At 26.0% G+C, this 16,562-nt stretch carries 14 protein-coding genes, 2 tRNA genes, 1 other RNA gene and 1 pseudogene; 16 read left to right on the top strand and 2 right to left on the bottom strand.

The window, feature by feature from the left end; genetic code table 11:
- Positions 1 to 72 precede the first annotated feature (72 nt).
- The 11 genes and pseudogenes from BGI42_RS14215 to ffs all read left to right on the top strand — a co-directional run bounded on the left by BGI42_RS14215 (position 73) and on the right by ffs (position 10,392).
- Positions 73 to 2,445 (top strand): HAD-IC family P-type ATPase, encoded by a 2,373-nt coding sequence (locus BGI42_RS14215; protein WP_069680916.1) that lies wholly within the window; start codon positions 73 to 75, stop codon positions 2,443 to 2,445.
- Positions 2,446 to 2,465: 20 nt separating this feature from the next.
- Positions 2,466 to 3,122, top strand: a complete 657-nt coding sequence (locus BGI42_RS14210) for a DUF6483 family protein (protein WP_069680915.1) — start codon at positions 2,466 to 2,468, stop codon at positions 3,120 to 3,122.
- A 378-nt stretch (positions 3,123 to 3,500) separates the two neighbouring features.
- Positions 3,501 to 3,575 (top strand) — tRNA-Arg (locus BGI42_RS14205).
- A 255-nt stretch (positions 3,576 to 3,830) separates the two neighbouring features.
- Entirely contained in the window at positions 3,831 to 4,298 is a 468-nt protein-coding gene (locus BGI42_RS14200) for a hypothetical protein (protein WP_069680914.1), read from the top strand.
- A 501-nt stretch (positions 4,299 to 4,799) separates the two neighbouring features.
- Positions 4,800 to 5,738, top strand: a complete 939-nt coding sequence (locus BGI42_RS14195) for a carbohydrate kinase family protein (RefSeq protein ID WP_069680913.1) — start codon at positions 4,800 to 4,802, stop codon at positions 5,736 to 5,738.
- 226 nt (positions 5,739 to 5,964) lie between these two features.
- Complete coding sequence (locus BGI42_RS14190) at positions 5,965 to 7,242, top strand: HlyC/CorC family transporter (RefSeq protein ID WP_069680912.1); 1,278 nt, start codon at positions 5,965 to 5,967, stop codon at positions 7,240 to 7,242.
- A 229-nt stretch (positions 7,243 to 7,471) separates the two neighbouring features.
- Positions 7,472 to 7,930: a nucleoside deaminase gene (locus BGI42_RS14185; RefSeq protein ID WP_069680911.1), complete on the top strand. Its 459-nt coding sequence runs from the start codon at positions 7,472 to 7,474 to the stop codon at positions 7,928 to 7,930.
- A 66-nt stretch (positions 7,931 to 7,996) separates the two neighbouring features.
- On the top strand, positions 7,997 to 8,536 hold the full coding sequence (locus BGI42_RS14180) for a phosphatase PAP2 family protein (RefSeq protein ID WP_069680910.1): 540 nt from the start codon (positions 7,997 to 7,999) through the stop codon (positions 8,534 to 8,536).
- A 47-nt stretch (positions 8,537 to 8,583) separates the two neighbouring features.
- Positions 8,584 to 9,350 (top strand): annotated as a pseudogene (gene lgt, locus BGI42_RS14175) (prolipoprotein diacylglyceryl transferase).
- Between the two features lie 61 nt (positions 9,351 to 9,411).
- Positions 9,412 to 9,503 (top strand) — tRNA-Ser (locus BGI42_RS14170).
- A gap of 623 nt (positions 9,504 to 10,126) precedes the next feature.
- Positions 10,127 to 10,392: signal recognition particle sRNA large type (gene ffs, locus BGI42_RS14165), an RNA gene on the top strand.
- A 180-nt stretch (positions 10,393 to 10,572) separates the two neighbouring features.
- On the opposite strand, the gene BGI42_RS14160 is transcribed toward ffs, so the two are convergent.
- Together BGI42_RS14160 and BGI42_RS14155 are read right to left on the bottom strand one after the other, a co-directional pair.
- Positions 10,573 to 11,067 carry a dihydrofolate reductase gene (locus BGI42_RS14160; RefSeq protein WP_069680908.1) on the bottom strand — a complete coding sequence of 165 codons (495 nt, stop codon included), beginning with the start codon at positions 11,065 to 11,067 and terminating at the stop codon, positions 10,573 to 10,575.
- 310 nt (positions 11,068 to 11,377) lie between these two features.
- The gene (locus BGI42_RS14155; RefSeq protein WP_069680907.1) at positions 11,378 to 12,160 is read right to left on the bottom strand and encodes a thymidylate synthase; all 783 of its coding nucleotides are present in this window, start codon (positions 12,158 to 12,160) and stop codon (positions 11,378 to 11,380) included.
- A gap of 237 nt (positions 12,161 to 12,397) precedes the next feature.
- On the opposite strand from BGI42_RS14155, the gene dnaX reads away from it, so the two are divergent.
- The 5 genes from dnaX (at position 12,398) to BGI42_RS14130 (ending at position 16,481) form a co-directional block, all read left to right on the top strand.
- Positions 12,398 to 14,038 carry a DNA polymerase III subunit gamma/tau gene (gene dnaX, locus BGI42_RS14150; RefSeq protein ID WP_069680906.1) on the top strand — a complete coding sequence of 547 codons (1,641 nt, stop codon included), beginning with the start codon at positions 12,398 to 12,400 and terminating at the stop codon, positions 14,036 to 14,038.
- 237 nt (positions 14,039 to 14,275) lie between these two features.
- Positions 14,276 to 14,617, top strand: coding sequence for a YbaB/EbfC family nucleoid-associated protein (locus BGI42_RS14145; protein ID WP_069680905.1), 342 nt, complete (start codon positions 14,276 to 14,278; stop codon positions 14,615 to 14,617).
- A gap of 106 nt (positions 14,618 to 14,723) precedes the next feature.
- Positions 14,724 to 15,320, top strand: coding sequence for a recombination mediator RecR (recR, locus tag BGI42_RS14140; RefSeq protein ID WP_069680904.1), 597 nt, complete (start codon positions 14,724 to 14,726; stop codon positions 15,318 to 15,320).
- A 452-nt stretch (positions 15,321 to 15,772) separates the two neighbouring features.
- Positions 15,773 to 16,048, top strand: coding sequence for a DUF2508 family protein (locus BGI42_RS14135; RefSeq protein ID WP_069680903.1), 276 nt, complete (start codon positions 15,773 to 15,775; stop codon positions 16,046 to 16,048).
- Between the two features lie 184 nt (positions 16,049 to 16,232).
- The gene (locus BGI42_RS14130) at positions 16,233 to 16,481 is read left to right on the top strand and encodes a pro-sigmaK processing inhibitor BofA family protein (RefSeq protein ID WP_069680902.1); all 249 of its coding nucleotides are present in this window, start codon (positions 16,233 to 16,235) and stop codon (positions 16,479 to 16,481) included.
- The last annotated feature ends 81 nt before the right edge of the window (positions 16,482 to 16,562 follow it).

Raw genomic sequence — 16,562 nt, 5'->3', positions numbered from 1 at the left:
GTATATAATTAAGGTATAAAGTATTGTTAGTTTATAAAATATTACTATAAATAAAAAAGATAGGAGGATTAAATGAGTATAAATGTACTAGAGAAAAACAATGATATTATAGGTCTTAGTGATGAGGAAGTGGCTAAAAGAATATCAGAGGGAAAAGTTAACTATGTTCCTAAAGCCCCTTCAAGAACATTATGGCAGATAATTAGAGCTAATTTATTTACTAGTTTCAATGCTATAAATATTATATTAGCAATAGTAGTTATAATAGCTGGATCACCTAAAAATTCAATATTTGCAGGTGTTATATTAGTTAATACTTTAATTGGTATAGTACAAGAATTGAAAGCAAAAAAAACATTAGAAAAATTATCTGTTATAAGTGAGGCATATGCTAACGTTTTAAGAAATGGAGAGATAAAAAAAATATCTTTAGAGAAAATAGTATTAGATGACATATTATATTTAGATACAGGTTCACAGATATTAGCTGATTGTGAAGTTATTTCATCAGAGGAACTAGAGGTTGATGAATCTATGCTAACTGGAGAATCAGATTCTATAATAAAATACAGTAATGATAAATTGTTTTCAGGAAGCTTTGTTGTAGCGGGAGAAGCATATGCTAAAGTAACCAGTGTAGGAAAGGAAACATATGCATCTAAACTTGCAGAAGAAGCTAAAAAGTTTAAGTTAATAAATTCAGAGTTACAAAAATCAATAAATAAAATATTTAAAGTAATAATTTGGATAATAATACCTTTATCTATTTTGCTTACAGTAACTCAACTTATGCTAAACAATGTAACATGGCAACAAGCATCTATAGGAACGGTTGCTGGAATTATAGGAATGGTTCCTGAAGGATTAGTTCTTTTAACAAGTGCTACATTTATAGTTGCAATAGTAAAATTAGCTAAATATGACACACTAGTTCAAGAATTGTGTTCAACAGAAGTGTTAGCAAGAGTTGATGTATTATGTTTAGATAAAACAGGAACATTGACAGAAGGAAATTTAAAGTTAGTTGACATAAAAAATATTAGCAATATTAAATCACAAGAAATAGATAAAGTATTATCAGCGCTTACATATAATTTACCAAGTAATAATGCAACTCAAAAGGCTATAGTAGAAAGATATAAAGATTTCAATACTGAAATAAAATGTACAGATAAAATAGTATTTTCATCTAAAAGAAAATGGGGTGGTGCTACTTTTGAAGAATTAGGTACTTGGGTAATGGGAGCACCAGAAATTATATTAAATAAAGAATATAGTGAAATTAAATCATTAGTAGAAGATGAAGCTGCAAAAGGAAGAAGAGTATTATTATTAGCTAAAGTTAGAAACAATAAACTTAACTATAAATTAACAGGAGAAATTCAAGCAGTAGCATTAATACTAATAGAAGATATAATTAGAGAACAAGCACCAGCTGTATTAGAATATTTTGATAAGCAAGATGTAGAAGTAAAGATAATATCAGGTGATAATCCACTTACTGTTTCAACTGTTGCTAGAAAGGCAGGAGTAAAAGGATGGGAAAATGTAATAGATGCTAGAACTCTTCCTGAAAATGAAGAAAAATTCAATGAGATGATTAAAAATAATACTGTTTTTGGAAGAGTAACACCTCATCAAAAGAAGAGAATAGTAAAATCACTTCAAGCTTTAGATCATACTGTTGCCATGACTGGTGATGGAGTAAATGATGTTCTTGCGTTAAAAGAATCAGATTGTGGAATAGCTATGGCCAATGGATCAGATGCAACTAAAGCAGTAGCCCAGCTAGTATTATTAAAATCAGATTTTTCAGCATTACCTAAAGTTGTTGAAGAAGGAAGAAAGCAAATTAATAATTTAGAAAGAGTAGCTGAATTATTTTTATCTAAGACAGTATATTCTATAATATTAGCATTGGTTTTTTCATTGTTATTTTTACCATTCCCAGTTTTACCAATACAAATGTCATTAGTGGGAAGTTGTGCTATTGGAATTCCGGCATTCTTTTTAGCTTTACTTCCTAATCGAGGTGGAGTAAAGAAAGGATTTTTACATAGAATTTTAACTGTAAGTATTCCAAATGGTATATTTTTGGCTTTATTTACAACATTAACATTTATGAGTGCATTTTATATAGGAGCTTCAATAGACTATAGTAGAACATTAGCACTACTTATGTTTGCAGGAGTTAGTATGATTATTTTATTAAAAGTATCAAGACCCTTAACTACTTTTAAGTTTTGCTTGGTAATTTTGATGTTTGGAATAGTTGTACTTGCATTTATTACACCAATAGGAAGAATAATTTTTACATTAGAAAAGTTAAAATTAAGACATTGGGTAATATCATTAGCAATAATAGTATTATCAGCTCCATTAATCACTAAAATAGTTGATGTAGTAAGAAAGAAAGTTAATAAGGTATTTAAATTTGAATATTAGGTATTGGGAAGTGAGAGAATATGTTTAAAAATGATTATATGAAAGAGATGGAAAATAGCTTAGATTTAATAAAAGAAGAAGTAGATAAGGATTTAATAAATGGCGAGATAGAAAAGGCTAAAAATTCAGTAAATAATCAGCTTAAAAATCTAGTTGGGTTAGATATAAATGCTATTGATACATTATCATTTAATAGTGTTAGAGAAATAATTAGTAGAGATGCATCATATAATTTAGGAAAATATATTGCATTAGGTGAATTATTACAACTACAAGGAAAAATATGTTTAAAAGATAATGATGAAACAAAGATGCTAAATTATTATTTAAAGTCATTAGAAGCTTTTTATGAAATATATGATGAAGAAGAATTAAATACTGATAAATATATTAAAGACATAGAAACCTTAATAAATAATTTAAGACAATATGATATTCCATTAGAAAGTGATATGCAAATCTTTAAGTTCTATGAATTGATGAATAAGTTAGATAAAGCAGAGGATATATTATTTTATATTATAGATAAAACTAATAATGATAAGAATATTATAGAAATGGGATTAGAATTTTATAATAAATTAAAACATAAATCAGAAGAAGAACTAATAAAAGGTAATTTACCATTAGAAGAAGTAGAAGATAGCTATTTAGAACTTAGTAAAAAACTTAAATAAGCATGTTGAGATATGTATAAGCAAAGTGGACTCAGTAATTGGACTTAGGAATGCTAAAATGAGCATAGTTCCATTTTAGCTTACTCCTAATATAAAATTGAGATAAGCAATAAATGTAACAATACTAATTAACAATTCTCAAAGTCTAATTACAATGTCACTTTATATATTCCATATCTCAATATATATAATTTAGATATTTGTTTTTTGACTCTCGCTTAAGGATTGTAAAAAGTAGATTCATCTTTATATTAAAATATTAACATCAATAAAAGATGATATTTTAGATGAGCGTTGTGGAGATGCCTTGAATAAATAGCATTACTTGACAATAGATAATAACTATAATAAAATTTATAATATAATTTAATAATTTAAGTCCTCATAGTTAAATGGATAGAACAGTCCCCTCCTAAGGGACAGATGTAGGTTCGATTCCTACTGGGGATACCATATTTATATGGATAATGGCTTAACTGTAATGGTTAAGCCTTTTTTATTCTTTAGGAAATTATATTGTTGGAAGGTCTATGGATAATTATGTATTTATTTTTGTGCAGTTTAACAAAAATGTAAAAATATTAAATTTTATAATGCATTTTTTAGTAAATTCAATTAAAATATATATATGTAAACTAAATTCATGTTATACAAATTAAGTAATTATTAAAAGTATAAGTTATAATACAAAGAGAGGAAGTATATTGCATGGAGATTTTTGCTGAACAATTTATTCCTTCAGATAGATCACAAAAAAGTAGCCAGGTTGTGAAAAAGATTTCACTAGTGTTATTTATATTATCATTATTCATAATTTTTTTATCATTACTAATAGCGATATCATTAATTTTATTATCAGTGGTTTTATTTTTGACAAGCATGTGTATGTATGTTGATTATGAATATGAATTTTTTGATGGAACGTTAACTATAACAAAAATATTTAATATGAGTAAGAGAAAAGTTGTTTTAAAGATGGACAAACATTCGGTAACACATTTATATTTATCAGAATCTAATAAAGAAAATAATTCAAGAATAAAGAAATTTTATACAACTAATATTGAAGGTCTTAATAAATATAACTTTGAGTTAAATAATGGGAAAATAGTTCAATTAGCATTAAATAACGAAATAGAGAAATTAGTTAATATTTATATTAAAAATAATATGTAAATCAAAAGTCATGTCATTTAAGTGATATGACTTTTATTTTACAGAAAATTATAGAATTCTTAAAACTTAAAAGCTTGATAAAATCTAGTTTAAGTAAATATTAATTAAGAATATAAGTAAATATTAATTAAGAATATAAGCAAATATTAATTAAGAATATAGGTACGTTTAGAATTGACAATGGATAATTAAGAGTTGATGAAAAAATTCCTTTTTGTTGGTTTTATAATAAAAAGAAATTAAAACTTTTAAGAGAAAATAAAGATATAGAAGTCAGAGATAAGGAATTTGATTTATATAAGTTACAATTAATAAACTTCAACAAAATCTAATCTATGACTGTCATCATACTAACACATATGTAAAAAATTTATTAAAATACATATATTATAAAATTAATTTTAAGTGAAGAAATAAAATTACAGTTAAATATAGAAAAAATGTGATAATATAGATAGAGTATTAATAAATTAAATGTATGAAATTTAAGGAGTGTAGTATATGAGTAGTAATGTTTTTTGTATTGGCGAACTTTTAATAGACATGGTATGTGTTGATAACAAAGGATTAAAATATGGAGAAAAATTTGAGAAAAAAGCAGGTGGAGCACCGGCAAACGTTGCAGCTAGTATAAGTAAATTAGAAGGAAATTCATACTTTTTAGGACAAGTTGGAGATGATTTCTTTGGTAAATATTTAGTTGAATTATTAAAAGAGTTAAATATAAATACAGATATGACAGTTGAAAAAGGAAGTACTACAATTGCGTTAGTTGGAATAGATGAAAACGGTGAACGTAATTTTGACTTTTTAAGAGGTAGTGATGGTGAATATTCATTTGATAATATTGATATATCAGAAATAAAAGAGAATGACATAGTACATTTTGGATCAGCAACTGGATTTTTAGATGGTGAATTAAAAAATACTTATTATAAATTATTAGATTATGCTAAGTCTAAGAATATATACATATCATTTGATCCTAATTACAGAGACGCATTAATAACTGATGATAAATTAGAGTTATTTGTAAAAGACTGCATAGAATTTTTAAAGAAGAGTGATTTTACTAAATTAAGTGATGAAGAATTAACATTAATAACAAAAGAAAAGGATTTAGAAAAAGGAGTTAAAAAATTACATGAATTAGGAGTTAAAGTAGTAACTATTACTTTAGGTTCAAAAGGAACTTACTTAAGTGTACTTGGTGAAAACGAAGTAATACCTTCAATAAAAATTAAACAAGTAGATTCAACAGGAGCAGGAGATTCATTTGTAGGTGCTGTGTTAAAGCAAGTTTCAGAAATTAAAGATAAGAAGAATATAGATTTTGAACAATGGAAAAATATAATTAAATTTGCTAATAAAGTAGGAGCAATAACATGTACTAATTATGGAGCAATATCATCAATGCCTACATTAAAAGATTTAAAATAATAAATTTATATTAATAATAGATTGATATCTAGTATAAAGATTTAAGGACTAATAAAGTTACTTTAAGAATGCTAGATATCGATATTATTAAAAAATCAACTAAAAACATCAGTATTATAAATTAGCTGATGTTTTTTATATTAATCCAAGATATTACTTTTTATAATATTATGATATAATGTTGAGTAAAATATAATTATTAAAACAATTAGGAGAGTGATTTTTTTTGGACCCTAGTTATACGTGGGAGATAACAACATTAGTAATTTTACTTATGTTATCAGGATTTTTTTCAATGTCAGAGACAGCACTAATGTCAGTAAATAAAATTAGATTAAGGCATATGGTGGAAGAAGGTGTACCAGGAGCTAAGTTAGTAGATAAGCTTACAGAAGATCCTAATAAGTTATTAGGAGCCATATTAATAGGAAATAATATAGTAAATATTGCAGCGTCAGGTCTTGCTACTATGCTTGCAACAAATATATTTGGTGCAGGTGGTGTAGGAGTTGCTACAGGGGTTATGACTGTATTAGTATTAATTTTTGGTGAGATAACACCTAAATCCATTGCTAAGCAAAAATCAGAATCGGTTGCTTTAAAAGTTAGTAAACCTATAAAGTTAACAGTGATTATATTTAAGCCCTTTGTATATATATTTACAGCAATATCATCATTTTTTATAAGAATTTTAGGAGGGAATCCTAAAGCTACAGAACCTTTTATTACTGAGGAAGAATTAAAAACTATGGTAGATGTAAGTGAAGAAGAAGGGGTATTAGAAGACGTTGAAAAAGAAATGATCTTCAATGTATTTGATTTTGCAGATCTCCAAGTAAAAGATGTAATGGTTCAAAGAGTAGATGTTACTGCATTAGACTCAGAGTCAACTTATGAAGATGTTTTAAAAATTATAAAAGAAGAGCAATTTTCAAGAATACCTATTTATAATCAAACTATAGATGATGTTATTGGTATATTAAATGTTAAGGATTTATTAATGATTGAAAATCCTAGACAAAATTTTAATATGTCACAATATATAAGAGAACCTTTTTATACTTTTGAATTTAAAAAGATTTTAGAATTATTTAAAGAGATGAAAAAAACAAGAAATCATATAGCAGTTGTATTAGACGAATATGGTGGTACTGTTGGAATAGTTACTATAGAAGATTTGGTAGAAGAGATTGTCGGAGATATAGAAGATGAGTATGATGAAGTTAATACAAGTATAGAAGTTATTAAAGATAATGAATATATAGTAGATGGTAGTGTAAGACTTCATGATGTTGGAGATTTAATAGGTATTGATATGGAATCTGATGAGTTTGATTCTGTTGGAGGATTTATTATTGGAGAGCTTGGAAGAATGCCAGAAGAAAATGAAGAAATTAAATGCGATAATATAAGATTTGTCGTAGAAAATATAGATAAGAATAGAATTAAAAAAGTTAGAATATTTATAGAGATAGAACCAGAGAGAGAAACAGAAAATGAATAATTATAAGAGACTGCTAGAATAATCAGCAGTCTCTTAATCATTATTTGTATATATTTATTAGCAAATAATAGTTAATATTATAGATGACAGGTAAGTTAAGAATTGATAGTTGAAAGTTAAGAGTTAAGGAAAAAAATTTTTTAGAGAATTTTAAATATAAAGTTATTAAAATATAAGTGTAGAAAATATAATATTTAGTTTTACAGAAACTTTGATGGAGGAAAGAAATATGAATTTTTTAGATATTGCTAAGGAAGAGGCTAGGGTGGCAATGTCAAAAGGTGAAATCCCAATAGGTGCAGTTATAGTGAAAAACGGAGTTATTATATCAAAAGCACATAATTTGAAAGAGACATTAAAAGATGTAACAGCTCATGCTGAAATTTTAGCTATAAGAAAAGCATCTAAAATTTTAGGCGATTGGAGATTAAATGGAACAGAGATGTATGTTACTTTAGAACCATGCTCTATGTGTACCAGTGCCATAATTCAAAGCAGAATATCTAAGTTATGTATAGGAACTTTTAATAAAGATATGGGAGCTTGTGGATCTGTGATAAATCTCATACATAATAGAAGATTAGAGTCTTTTGTTAATGTTAATTGGTTATATGATGAGGAATGTTCTAATTTACTTATAGAATTTTTTAGATTAAAAAGAGAAAATAATAAAAATAAATTTAAATAGTAATTGTTATAATAATTTTTATTTACAATATATATTATAAAAAAACTATTATTTTGGAGGAATTTAATGCAGTATATTCAAATGTTTGATAATAAAATTTTGGAGTTTATACAGAATAATTTACATACTTCATTTATGGACAAGATAATTCCGATAATAACTTCTTTGGGAAATATGGGATTTATATGGATAGTTATAGGAATAGCATTTATATGTAGCGAAAAATACAGAAAATATGGTTTCATAATGTTATGTACATTATGTATTGGAGCACTAATTGGCGATGGAATTATAAAACCTTTAGTTGGCAGAATGAGACCTTTTAATTCTATTGAAAATATAGAATTGCTTATAAAGGCACCTACAAGTTTTTCTTTTCCATCTGGACATACTATGTCTTCATTTGCAGCAGCGACTATTGTTTATATAGCAAATAAAAAGATGGGTATTGGTGCATTTATATTAGCAGCACTTATAGGATTTTCAAGAATGTATTTATATGTTCATTATCCATCAGATGTGTTAGTAGGATGTATATTAGGAATAACTTTAAGCAATGTTATTTATAAGGTTATAAGCTCTAAGTATGATAAAAAGTTTGGTTAATTTTAAATTAATAATATAAGATACAAATGAAAAGGAGTGAGATATTTATGAATCCAGTAGCTTTCAAAATAGGAAATTTTGATATTAGATGGTATGCAGTAATTATTTTGATGGGAGTCTTTTTTGGATTAATACTAGCTTATCATAATTGTAATAAGAAAAATCTAAGCTTTGATATTTTAAGTGATGGATTTCTTGTAGCTTTTCCAGCTGCTATTATTGGAGCAAGATTATATTATGTTTTATTTGAGTTTGAAAATTATAAAGATAATTTAATAGATATATTTAATATAAGACAAGGTGGATTAGCTATACATGGTGGATTAATAGGTGGAATAATAGCAGCATTTATTTATGCTAAAGTAAAAAAATAAATTTTTTAGCTTATTTAGATGTGGTAGCGCCATCTATAATATTAGCTCAGGCTATTGGTAGATGGGGTAACTTTATGAATAGCGAAGCACATGGAGGAGAAGTAACTTATGAATTTATAAGTAAATTTCCACAATTCATACAAAAAGGAATGTACATTAATGGAACATATTATCATCCAACATTTTTATATGAATCTGTTTGGAATTTGATAATATGTACTATTTTAATTATTATACTTTATAAGAAGAAAGAAAATAATAATGGAGTAGTTATTTCTAGTTATATTATTTTATATTCTATAGGTAGATTTTTTGTTGAGGGACTTAGAACTGACAGTTTGATGTTTGGAGGAATGAGAGTTGCCCAACTAATAAGTATAGTAGGAATAATTTTTGGGATTTGTTTTATTATTTATATTAGAAAAATTAAAAATAAGTAACCAAAATATTCAGTTGAATTAGCTTTTTTTATATGATATTATAAAAAAGCATTATACCTTTGGAGAAATGTCCGAGTGGTTGAAGGAGCACGCCTGGAAAGCGTGTATAGGGTGCGAGCTCTATCAGGGGTTCAAATCCCCTTTTCTCCGCCAAAAAATCTCTTTCTACTTTTTGTAGAGAGAGATTTTTTTTAGTTCTTATAAAATTATATTACTAAAGAATATGTAGATAACTTATAAAATACTGAATTTTAAAGATATTATGAGTATCCATAAAGGATAAAAAAATAATTATATACCGTATCATTATTCCTGTACTACATTTGGAAAGGGTACATAGCTAAAAAAAATCGACACTCCATGGTTGCTTAGCAATTTTTTTTATTATGGTGTTATTAAAAATATAAATTATGGTGATATATAATAAATCATATTAGAATGAAAAGGTTGAATGAAAAAAATATATATGATATTATAAATTAAAAATAGATATATTTTAATAGTTATTGAAAATTTAAAAGCAAGTATAGTATTAAAAATGTTATTTTAAGTTTTAGTTATTTACATTAAAGGAAAAATCTAAAATAAATTCATAAAAACGTATGAATTTACAAAAGTATATTGTTACTATAGTCTTGTATTTATAAATTTTATATGCTATTATATAAAAGTATCAAAAAAGCATAGTGATTATATGGTTTGATGCCTAATGGAGGCATAGTTTTTTCATTAAGAAAAAATGTTATTGAGGTTCGAATCCTCTTCATACCACCATTCCGTGCTAGATGGGGAGTTAGCGGTGCCCTGTAACCTGCAATCCGCTATAGCAGGATTTAATTCCTCGTAGAGGTATTGATTTTTTATAGTCTGACCTTTGTAAGTGGTGTTGATGACTGGGTCCCACGCAATGAAAGCGTATGAACCTCGTCAGATCCGGAAGGAAGCAGCGATAAGTGCACACTGCATGTGCCGTGGATCAATCTGGTCTGAGCTAACTGCAGAGGTAACGTATAGGAAATTTTTATCGAAGCGAGGTGCACGGTTTATATACATAAACCTTCACTAAGAATGAAGGATTTTTTTTCGACTTAAATTAGGTTATTCTTCAATAGGATTAACAATATAGGACAAATCAATAGGATAAGAAAATGAGGGTATTTATTTTTAAATACCCTCATTTTCTTATCTTTTTAATATTCACTTTTAACTAAAAAAGCGTTATTTAATTTATTTTGCTTAGATTTATAAATTTGTATTTTAATTGGTTTTTATCATTAATTTTAATATCTGATTCATAATCGATTTTAAATTCATTATAATTTATTTGTGGGAAATATGTATCACCATCAAATTCTTTATAAATCTTTGTTAGATATAATTTATTAGCATGAGGTAATAGTTGTTTATAGATTTCTCCACCACCTATTACAAATACTTCTTCATCAGATTTACTATATTTATTTAATAGTTCATCGAAATTATGTAATATTTCCACAGAATTAGAATCAATGTTAAAATTTTTATCTCTAGTTAATATAACATGTTTTCTGTTAGGTAATATTCCAGGAAGAGATTGAAAAGTTTTTCTACCCATTAAAATAGTTTTTCCACTTGTAATCTCTTTAAATCTTTTTAAATCTTCAGAAATATGCCATATTAATTTATTATCATTTCCAATAACATTATTTTCAGCAATAGCTACTATTATTGATAACATATATAAGCCCCCTTACTTTTTATTTAAATCATAAAATTCTTAAATAAACTTTTTTGAAATTTTTAAATAAGTAACTAAAAGTTTATAATTTTTTATTATATATTTTTTATTTAATATTTTTAAGTTTAATTATTTTATCTAAATTTATCTATGCATATATTAATACTTTACTAAATATAGACCGAATTTTAAACTATATAAAAAAGTTTGAATTTAGAATTAAAGAGAAAAACAGAAAGTTAATAAAAATTTATAATGTAATTTTAAAATATATCAAAACTTTCAATTCTTAACTCTAAATTTTTAACTTCTAAACAGAAACAGGCATTTTTATCGCTTCGTGATGCTTGTATCCTTCTAATTTGATATCATCAGGCGTAAAATCATAGAAATTTTTAATTTCAGGATTTATCCAAAGTCTTGGTGCCTCATAAGCTTTATCTTTTCTTTCTAATTGAGTTTTCATTCCTTCAATTTGATTTTCGTAAATATGTGCATTATTTATTACATGAGTAAATAATCCAGGTTTAAGTCCTGTTACTTGAGCTATTAAATGTGTTAATACAGCATATTGGCTAGTATTAAATGGAACTCCTAGTGGTAAATCTCCACTTCTTTGTACTAGCATGCAGTTAAGTTTACCATCTGTAACATCCCACATACTTAAGAAACAACATGGAGCTAAATTCATTTCAGGCATATCTTCCCAGTTCCATATATTAATCATCATTCTTCTATCTTGTGGGTTTTCTTTTAATGACTTTATAAGATTATCAATTTGGTGATATTTTTTTACTTGATATCCATAGGCCTTACCTATAGAACCATCTTCATCAGCCCATTCATCCCAAATGTGACCATCTAAATCTTTAATATTATTACTTTGTTTTTGCATTATCCACAAAATTTCTTTAACAGATGTTTTAAAAGCGACAAATTTAGTTGTTAATATAGGAAATTCTCTTTCTAAATTAAATTGCATTATTTGATGTGGTAGCTTATAAGTTGGCATACCAGTTCTATTATTATCATAATAACCATTTTCAAGGATATCACTAGCTATAGCTAAATATTTATCATCATATAAACTCATAATAATTATATTCCTCCTATTTTTTATTAAATGTATTCTTAAGTATTTTATCATAGATAAATATATATTATAAGATTACATATTTATAGATAGACAGATTAACTATACTATTTAAAAAGATGATTTTAAAAAAATATTAAAGCTTAAGTTTAATATTATATATAATTTATCATTTTATAATTATTAGTGTATAATAAATATAAGATTTAAGGGAAAAAAGAAAGGTGGAGTAAACCTTTGGGATATACAGCTTTATATAGAGAATGGAGACCTAAGACATTTAATGATGTAGTAGGTCAAGAACATATAACAACAACATTAAAAAATGAAATTTTAAATAATAGAATAGCTCATGCATATCTTTTTTGCGGTACTAGAGGAACAGGTAAAACTTCCACTGCTAAAGTTATGGCAAAAGCTTTAAATTGTCTTAACTTTCAAGATGGTGAACCTTGTAATGAATGTGAAATGTGTAAAAAAATAAATGAAGGTTTATCAATGGATGTTACAGAATTAGATGCAGCATCTAACAATGGTATAGATAGAATTAGAGATATAATTGATGATACAAAATATCCCCCACAAGAGGGAAAATATAAAATATATATACTAGATGAGGTTCATATGTTATCAGTAGGAGCAGTTAATGCTTTCTTAAAAACATTAGAAGAACCACCAAGTAATGTTATATTTATATTAGCAACAACTGATCCTCAAAGATTACCAATAACAATATTATCTAGATGTCAAAGATTTGATTTTAAGCGAATAAATCAAAAAGAAATTTCAGCTAGATTAAAAAAGATAACAGAAGCACAAAATGTTAAAGTTGATAATAAAAGTTTAGACTTAATCGCTAGAGTTGCTGATGGAGCTATGAGAGATTCTTTAAGTATATTAGATCAAGCGATAGCTATGGGAGATAATAATATCCAATACGATGATTTAATAAGTATTTTAGGATTGGTTACAAATGAATATTTGTTTGAAATAACTGATTCAATAATAGAAAGAAATATAGAAAAAGCTATGGTTATTATTGATAAGATGGTTTTTTCAGGTAAGGATATTCATTTATTTATAAAAGATCTTATAGGTCATTTTAGAAATTTACTTATGGTTAAAGTATCTAATACACCAGAAGAAATCTTAGATATGTCTCTTGAAAATATTGAGCTTATAAAAGAGCAAGGAAAGAAGATTCGTATTGAAGAAATAATGAGAGGTATTAGAATTCTTCAAGAAGGAGAAAATAATTCTAAGGTAAGTAAACAAAGTAGATTATATTTAGAGCTTAGTATAATAAAAATGTGTAAAATAGAGTATGATACATCAAGTGAGGTTATGCTTGCTAGAATAAATAAGTTAGAAGAAAATTTAAAAAGTGGAAAGATACAGGTATTATCAAATTCGCAAACAAGTAAAAATGTATCTGAAAATGAATTAGTATCTAATAAAAAAGTTACTAAGCAAAATAAAGTTATGAAAGAAGAAAATCATATTTTACAAAATGAAAATAATATTAATGTAGAATCATCTTTAACAATAGATAATATAAAGAGGGCTTGGTCAGAAATATTAGAAGCATTTAAAGGTAGAAGAGCTATGGTTATATATGCATCTATAGTTACAGCAAAGCCATATAAATTTGATAAAGGGGTAGTAACTTTAATATATGAATCTTCATATGCATTTAATAAAAATAGATTAGAAAAGTCAGAATACAGAAAAACTGTTAATGAAGTATTTTCAGAAGTACTAAAAGATAAAATAATGGTAAGATATGAAGTTGAAAATAATCAAGCTGATGAATTGAGTAAAGAGGAATTATTAAAGCAAAAATTAGAAGGAGTTCCTTTTGAAGTATTAGATGAATAGAATAGATATTTTAATGTAGTAAACAATAAAGAAATGTTTTATAATAAATAGTAGAAATTTATTAAGGTATATAAAAAAATAACAAGTCAAAGATGCCAAAGGTATTTTGTGAAATATAATGACTTGGGTATTTATAATAGTTATGTTATTAGTAGATTCCAAGGAAGTAGTAGTTCTCAAAACAAACTAGTATATTGACTAGTTATTTATTTGAATGTGCCTAAGAGGAGGATTTGTATGGCAAAAGGAGGATTTCCCGGCGGATTCGGCGGAGGAAACATGAACAATCTTATGAAACAAGCGCAAAAACTTCAAAAACAAATGGAAGATATGCAAAAAGAGCTTGAAACAAAGGAATTTGAAACATCAGTAGGTGGTGGCGCTGTTTCTGTAACAGTAACTGGTAAAAAAGAAATTAAATCTATTAATATAAAGCCAGAAGTAGTAGATCCAGATGATGTAGAAATGCTTGAGGATTTAGTACTTACAGCAGTTAATGAAGCTTTAAGAAAAGCAGAAGAAGAAACTGCTAGTAAAATGGGAAAATTAACTGGTGGAATGCCAGGAGGATTATTTTAAAAGATAAAATTAAGATCCTAAGCATAAATAAAGCATACAGAATAGAAGGTGTATCTTCAAGCTGTATGCTTTTAAATATCTAAAAACACATAAAGGAGATTAAAATATGGAATTTTATCCAGTAGCCATAGAAAAATTGATTGAAGAGTTTGCCAAATTGCCAAGCATAGGCAAAAAGACAGCACAAAGATTAACTTTACACATATTAAATCTTCCAGATGATGAAGTAAGAGAGTTTGCAACTGCGTTAGTAAAAGCTAAAGGAACAATAAAATATTGTTCAGTATGTGGAAATTTCACAGATACAGACCCTTGTGCATTATGTTCAAATCCTAGTAGAAATAAGAGTATAATATGTGTTGTTGAACAACCTAAAGATATAATGACAATGGAAAGAGTAAAAGAATTTAACGGATTATATCATGTTTTGCATGGGAATATATCACCAATGCAAGGCAGAGGTCCTCAAGATATAAAAATAAGAGAACTTGTAGCAAGAATGAATGAAGATATAAAGGAAGTTATATTAGCTACTAATCCTAATATAGAAGGTGAAGCAACAGCTATGTATATAGCTAAAATATTAAAGCCACTAGATGTGAAAGTAACTAGAATTGCAGCAGGAATCCCAGTAGGTGGAGACTTAGAATATGCAGATGAAGTAACACTATCTAAAGCATTAGAAGGAAGAAAAGAAATATAGATGGTTTAAAATTACTGTCTAATTGAAAATAAATTTAAAAGTAACTTATAGAAAATAAAAATGGAACCCAATAGGAATTGGGTTCCATAAAAAAGGTGTTATATAGATGGGAGTTAGAACTTTTTTTATTTGATATGAGTGAAAAGCTTTTATAGTAATATAATATGGATTTCATAAAGTTTTGTTACTATTATTTATATATTAATTTATTAAATATTAAAAAAATATAATTTAGATTATATAAAAATGGTTGAAATTATATATTTAATAAAGAAATTCTTAGTTTTTAATTTTATATATTTTTATTTTTAACTAGGGAGAATAGTTTAAATCCTTTATTTTTTCATTGAACTTTTATATAATTTAGTAAATAATTAAAATTATTCATAATTTAAGTATATACATTCAAACCTATGGCAAAAATTGTAATAGCTACGTTTGGAGGTATTTATATGAATAAAAATAAAATAATTGAGTATTTAATTAATAAAAATGAAAAAGTAGATATTAATGAAGAATTATTAGAACAGCTAGAAGATGCTAAGTTTCAGATTGATGCAGCAAGAAGCATGTTTGATAATGTTGATGATCCTAAATTAATAGAAGTAGCTATATATGCAGAGGAAATGGCAAAGAAACGATATGATTATTTATTACTTATAGCTAAATCTAAAGGAATTAAAGTAACTGATAATTATATTTGGCAAAAAAATATTTGTATAAAATAATAAATTTAGGAATATGAAAATAAATACCAAGTCAAAGATGCCAGGGATATTTTGTGAAATATAATGACTTGGATTTTGCTAATAGTTGTGCTATTAGTAGATTCCAAGAAAGAAAGAGCTCACAAAATAAATTGGCATAATGACTAGTTATTTATTTGAATGTGCCTTAGAGGGGAGCAGGGGTATGAGTGAACAATATATAATATATGGATTAATAGGACTAGTTTTATTATTTTTTATAATAAAATTACTAAAATGGCCATTAAAAATCCTTATAAATGGAATACTTGGAGTTGTTATATTATATGCAGTAAATTTTGTAGGAGTTAATTTTAATTTTCAATTACCAATAAACCCAATCACAGCATTAATTGCAGGGTTTTTAGGTATACCAGGGGTAATACTATTAGCTATAGTACAGATATTTTTGTAATAGATTAAGTAGAATTTTTTATTATTTAGAAGAATATATTACTATATGAAAATTATAAAAACGAATAATTATATGAGATAG

The sequence above is a fragment of the Clostridium taeniosporum genome (assembly GCF_001735765.2).
In the GTDB taxonomy this organism is placed as follows: domain Bacteria; phylum Bacillota; class Clostridia; order Clostridiales; family Clostridiaceae; genus Clostridium; species Clostridium taeniosporum.
The sequence above is the reverse complement of the archived record's forward strand: the minus strand, read 5'-3'. Positions and strand labels throughout refer to the sequence as shown.

Coding starts and splice junctions, on each gene's coding strand:
- BGI42_RS14215 (WP_069680916.1), top strand. CDS start 73: ATGAGTATAAATGTACTAGAGAAAAACAATGATATTATAGGTCTTAGT.
- BGI42_RS14210 (WP_069680915.1), top strand. CDS start 2,466: ATGTTTAAAAATGATTATATGAAAGAGATGGAAAATAGCTTAGATTTA.
- BGI42_RS14200 (WP_069680914.1), top strand. CDS start 3,831: ATGGAGATTTTTGCTGAACAATTTATTCCTTCAGATAGATCACAAAAA.
- BGI42_RS14195 (WP_069680913.1), top strand. CDS start 4,800: ATGAGTAGTAATGTTTTTTGTATTGGCGAACTTTTAATAGACATGGTA.
- BGI42_RS14185 (WP_069680911.1), top strand. CDS start 7,472: ATGAATTTTTTAGATATTGCTAAGGAAGAGGCTAGGGTGGCAATGTCA.
- BGI42_RS14180 (WP_069680910.1), top strand. CDS start 7,997: ATGCAGTATATTCAAATGTTTGATAATAAAATTTTGGAGTTTATACAG.
- BGI42_RS14160 (WP_069680908.1), bottom strand. CDS start 11,067: ATGTTATCAATAATAGTAGCTATTGCTGAAAATAATGTTATTGGAAAT.
- BGI42_RS14155 (WP_069680907.1), bottom strand. CDS start 12,160: ATGAGTTTATATGATGATAAATATTTAGCTATAGCTAGTGATATCCTT.
- BGI42_RS14145 (WP_069680905.1), top strand. CDS start 14,276: ATGGCAAAAGGAGGATTTCCCGGCGGATTCGGCGGAGGAAACATGAAC.
- recR (WP_069680904.1), top strand. CDS start 14,724: ATGGAATTTTATCCAGTAGCCATAGAAAAATTGATTGAAGAGTTTGCC.
- BGI42_RS14135 (WP_069680903.1), top strand. CDS start 15,773: ATGAATAAAAATAAAATAATTGAGTATTTAATTAATAAAAATGAAAAA.
- BGI42_RS14130 (WP_069680902.1), top strand. CDS start 16,233: ATGAGTGAACAATATATAATATATGGATTAATAGGACTAGTTTTATTA.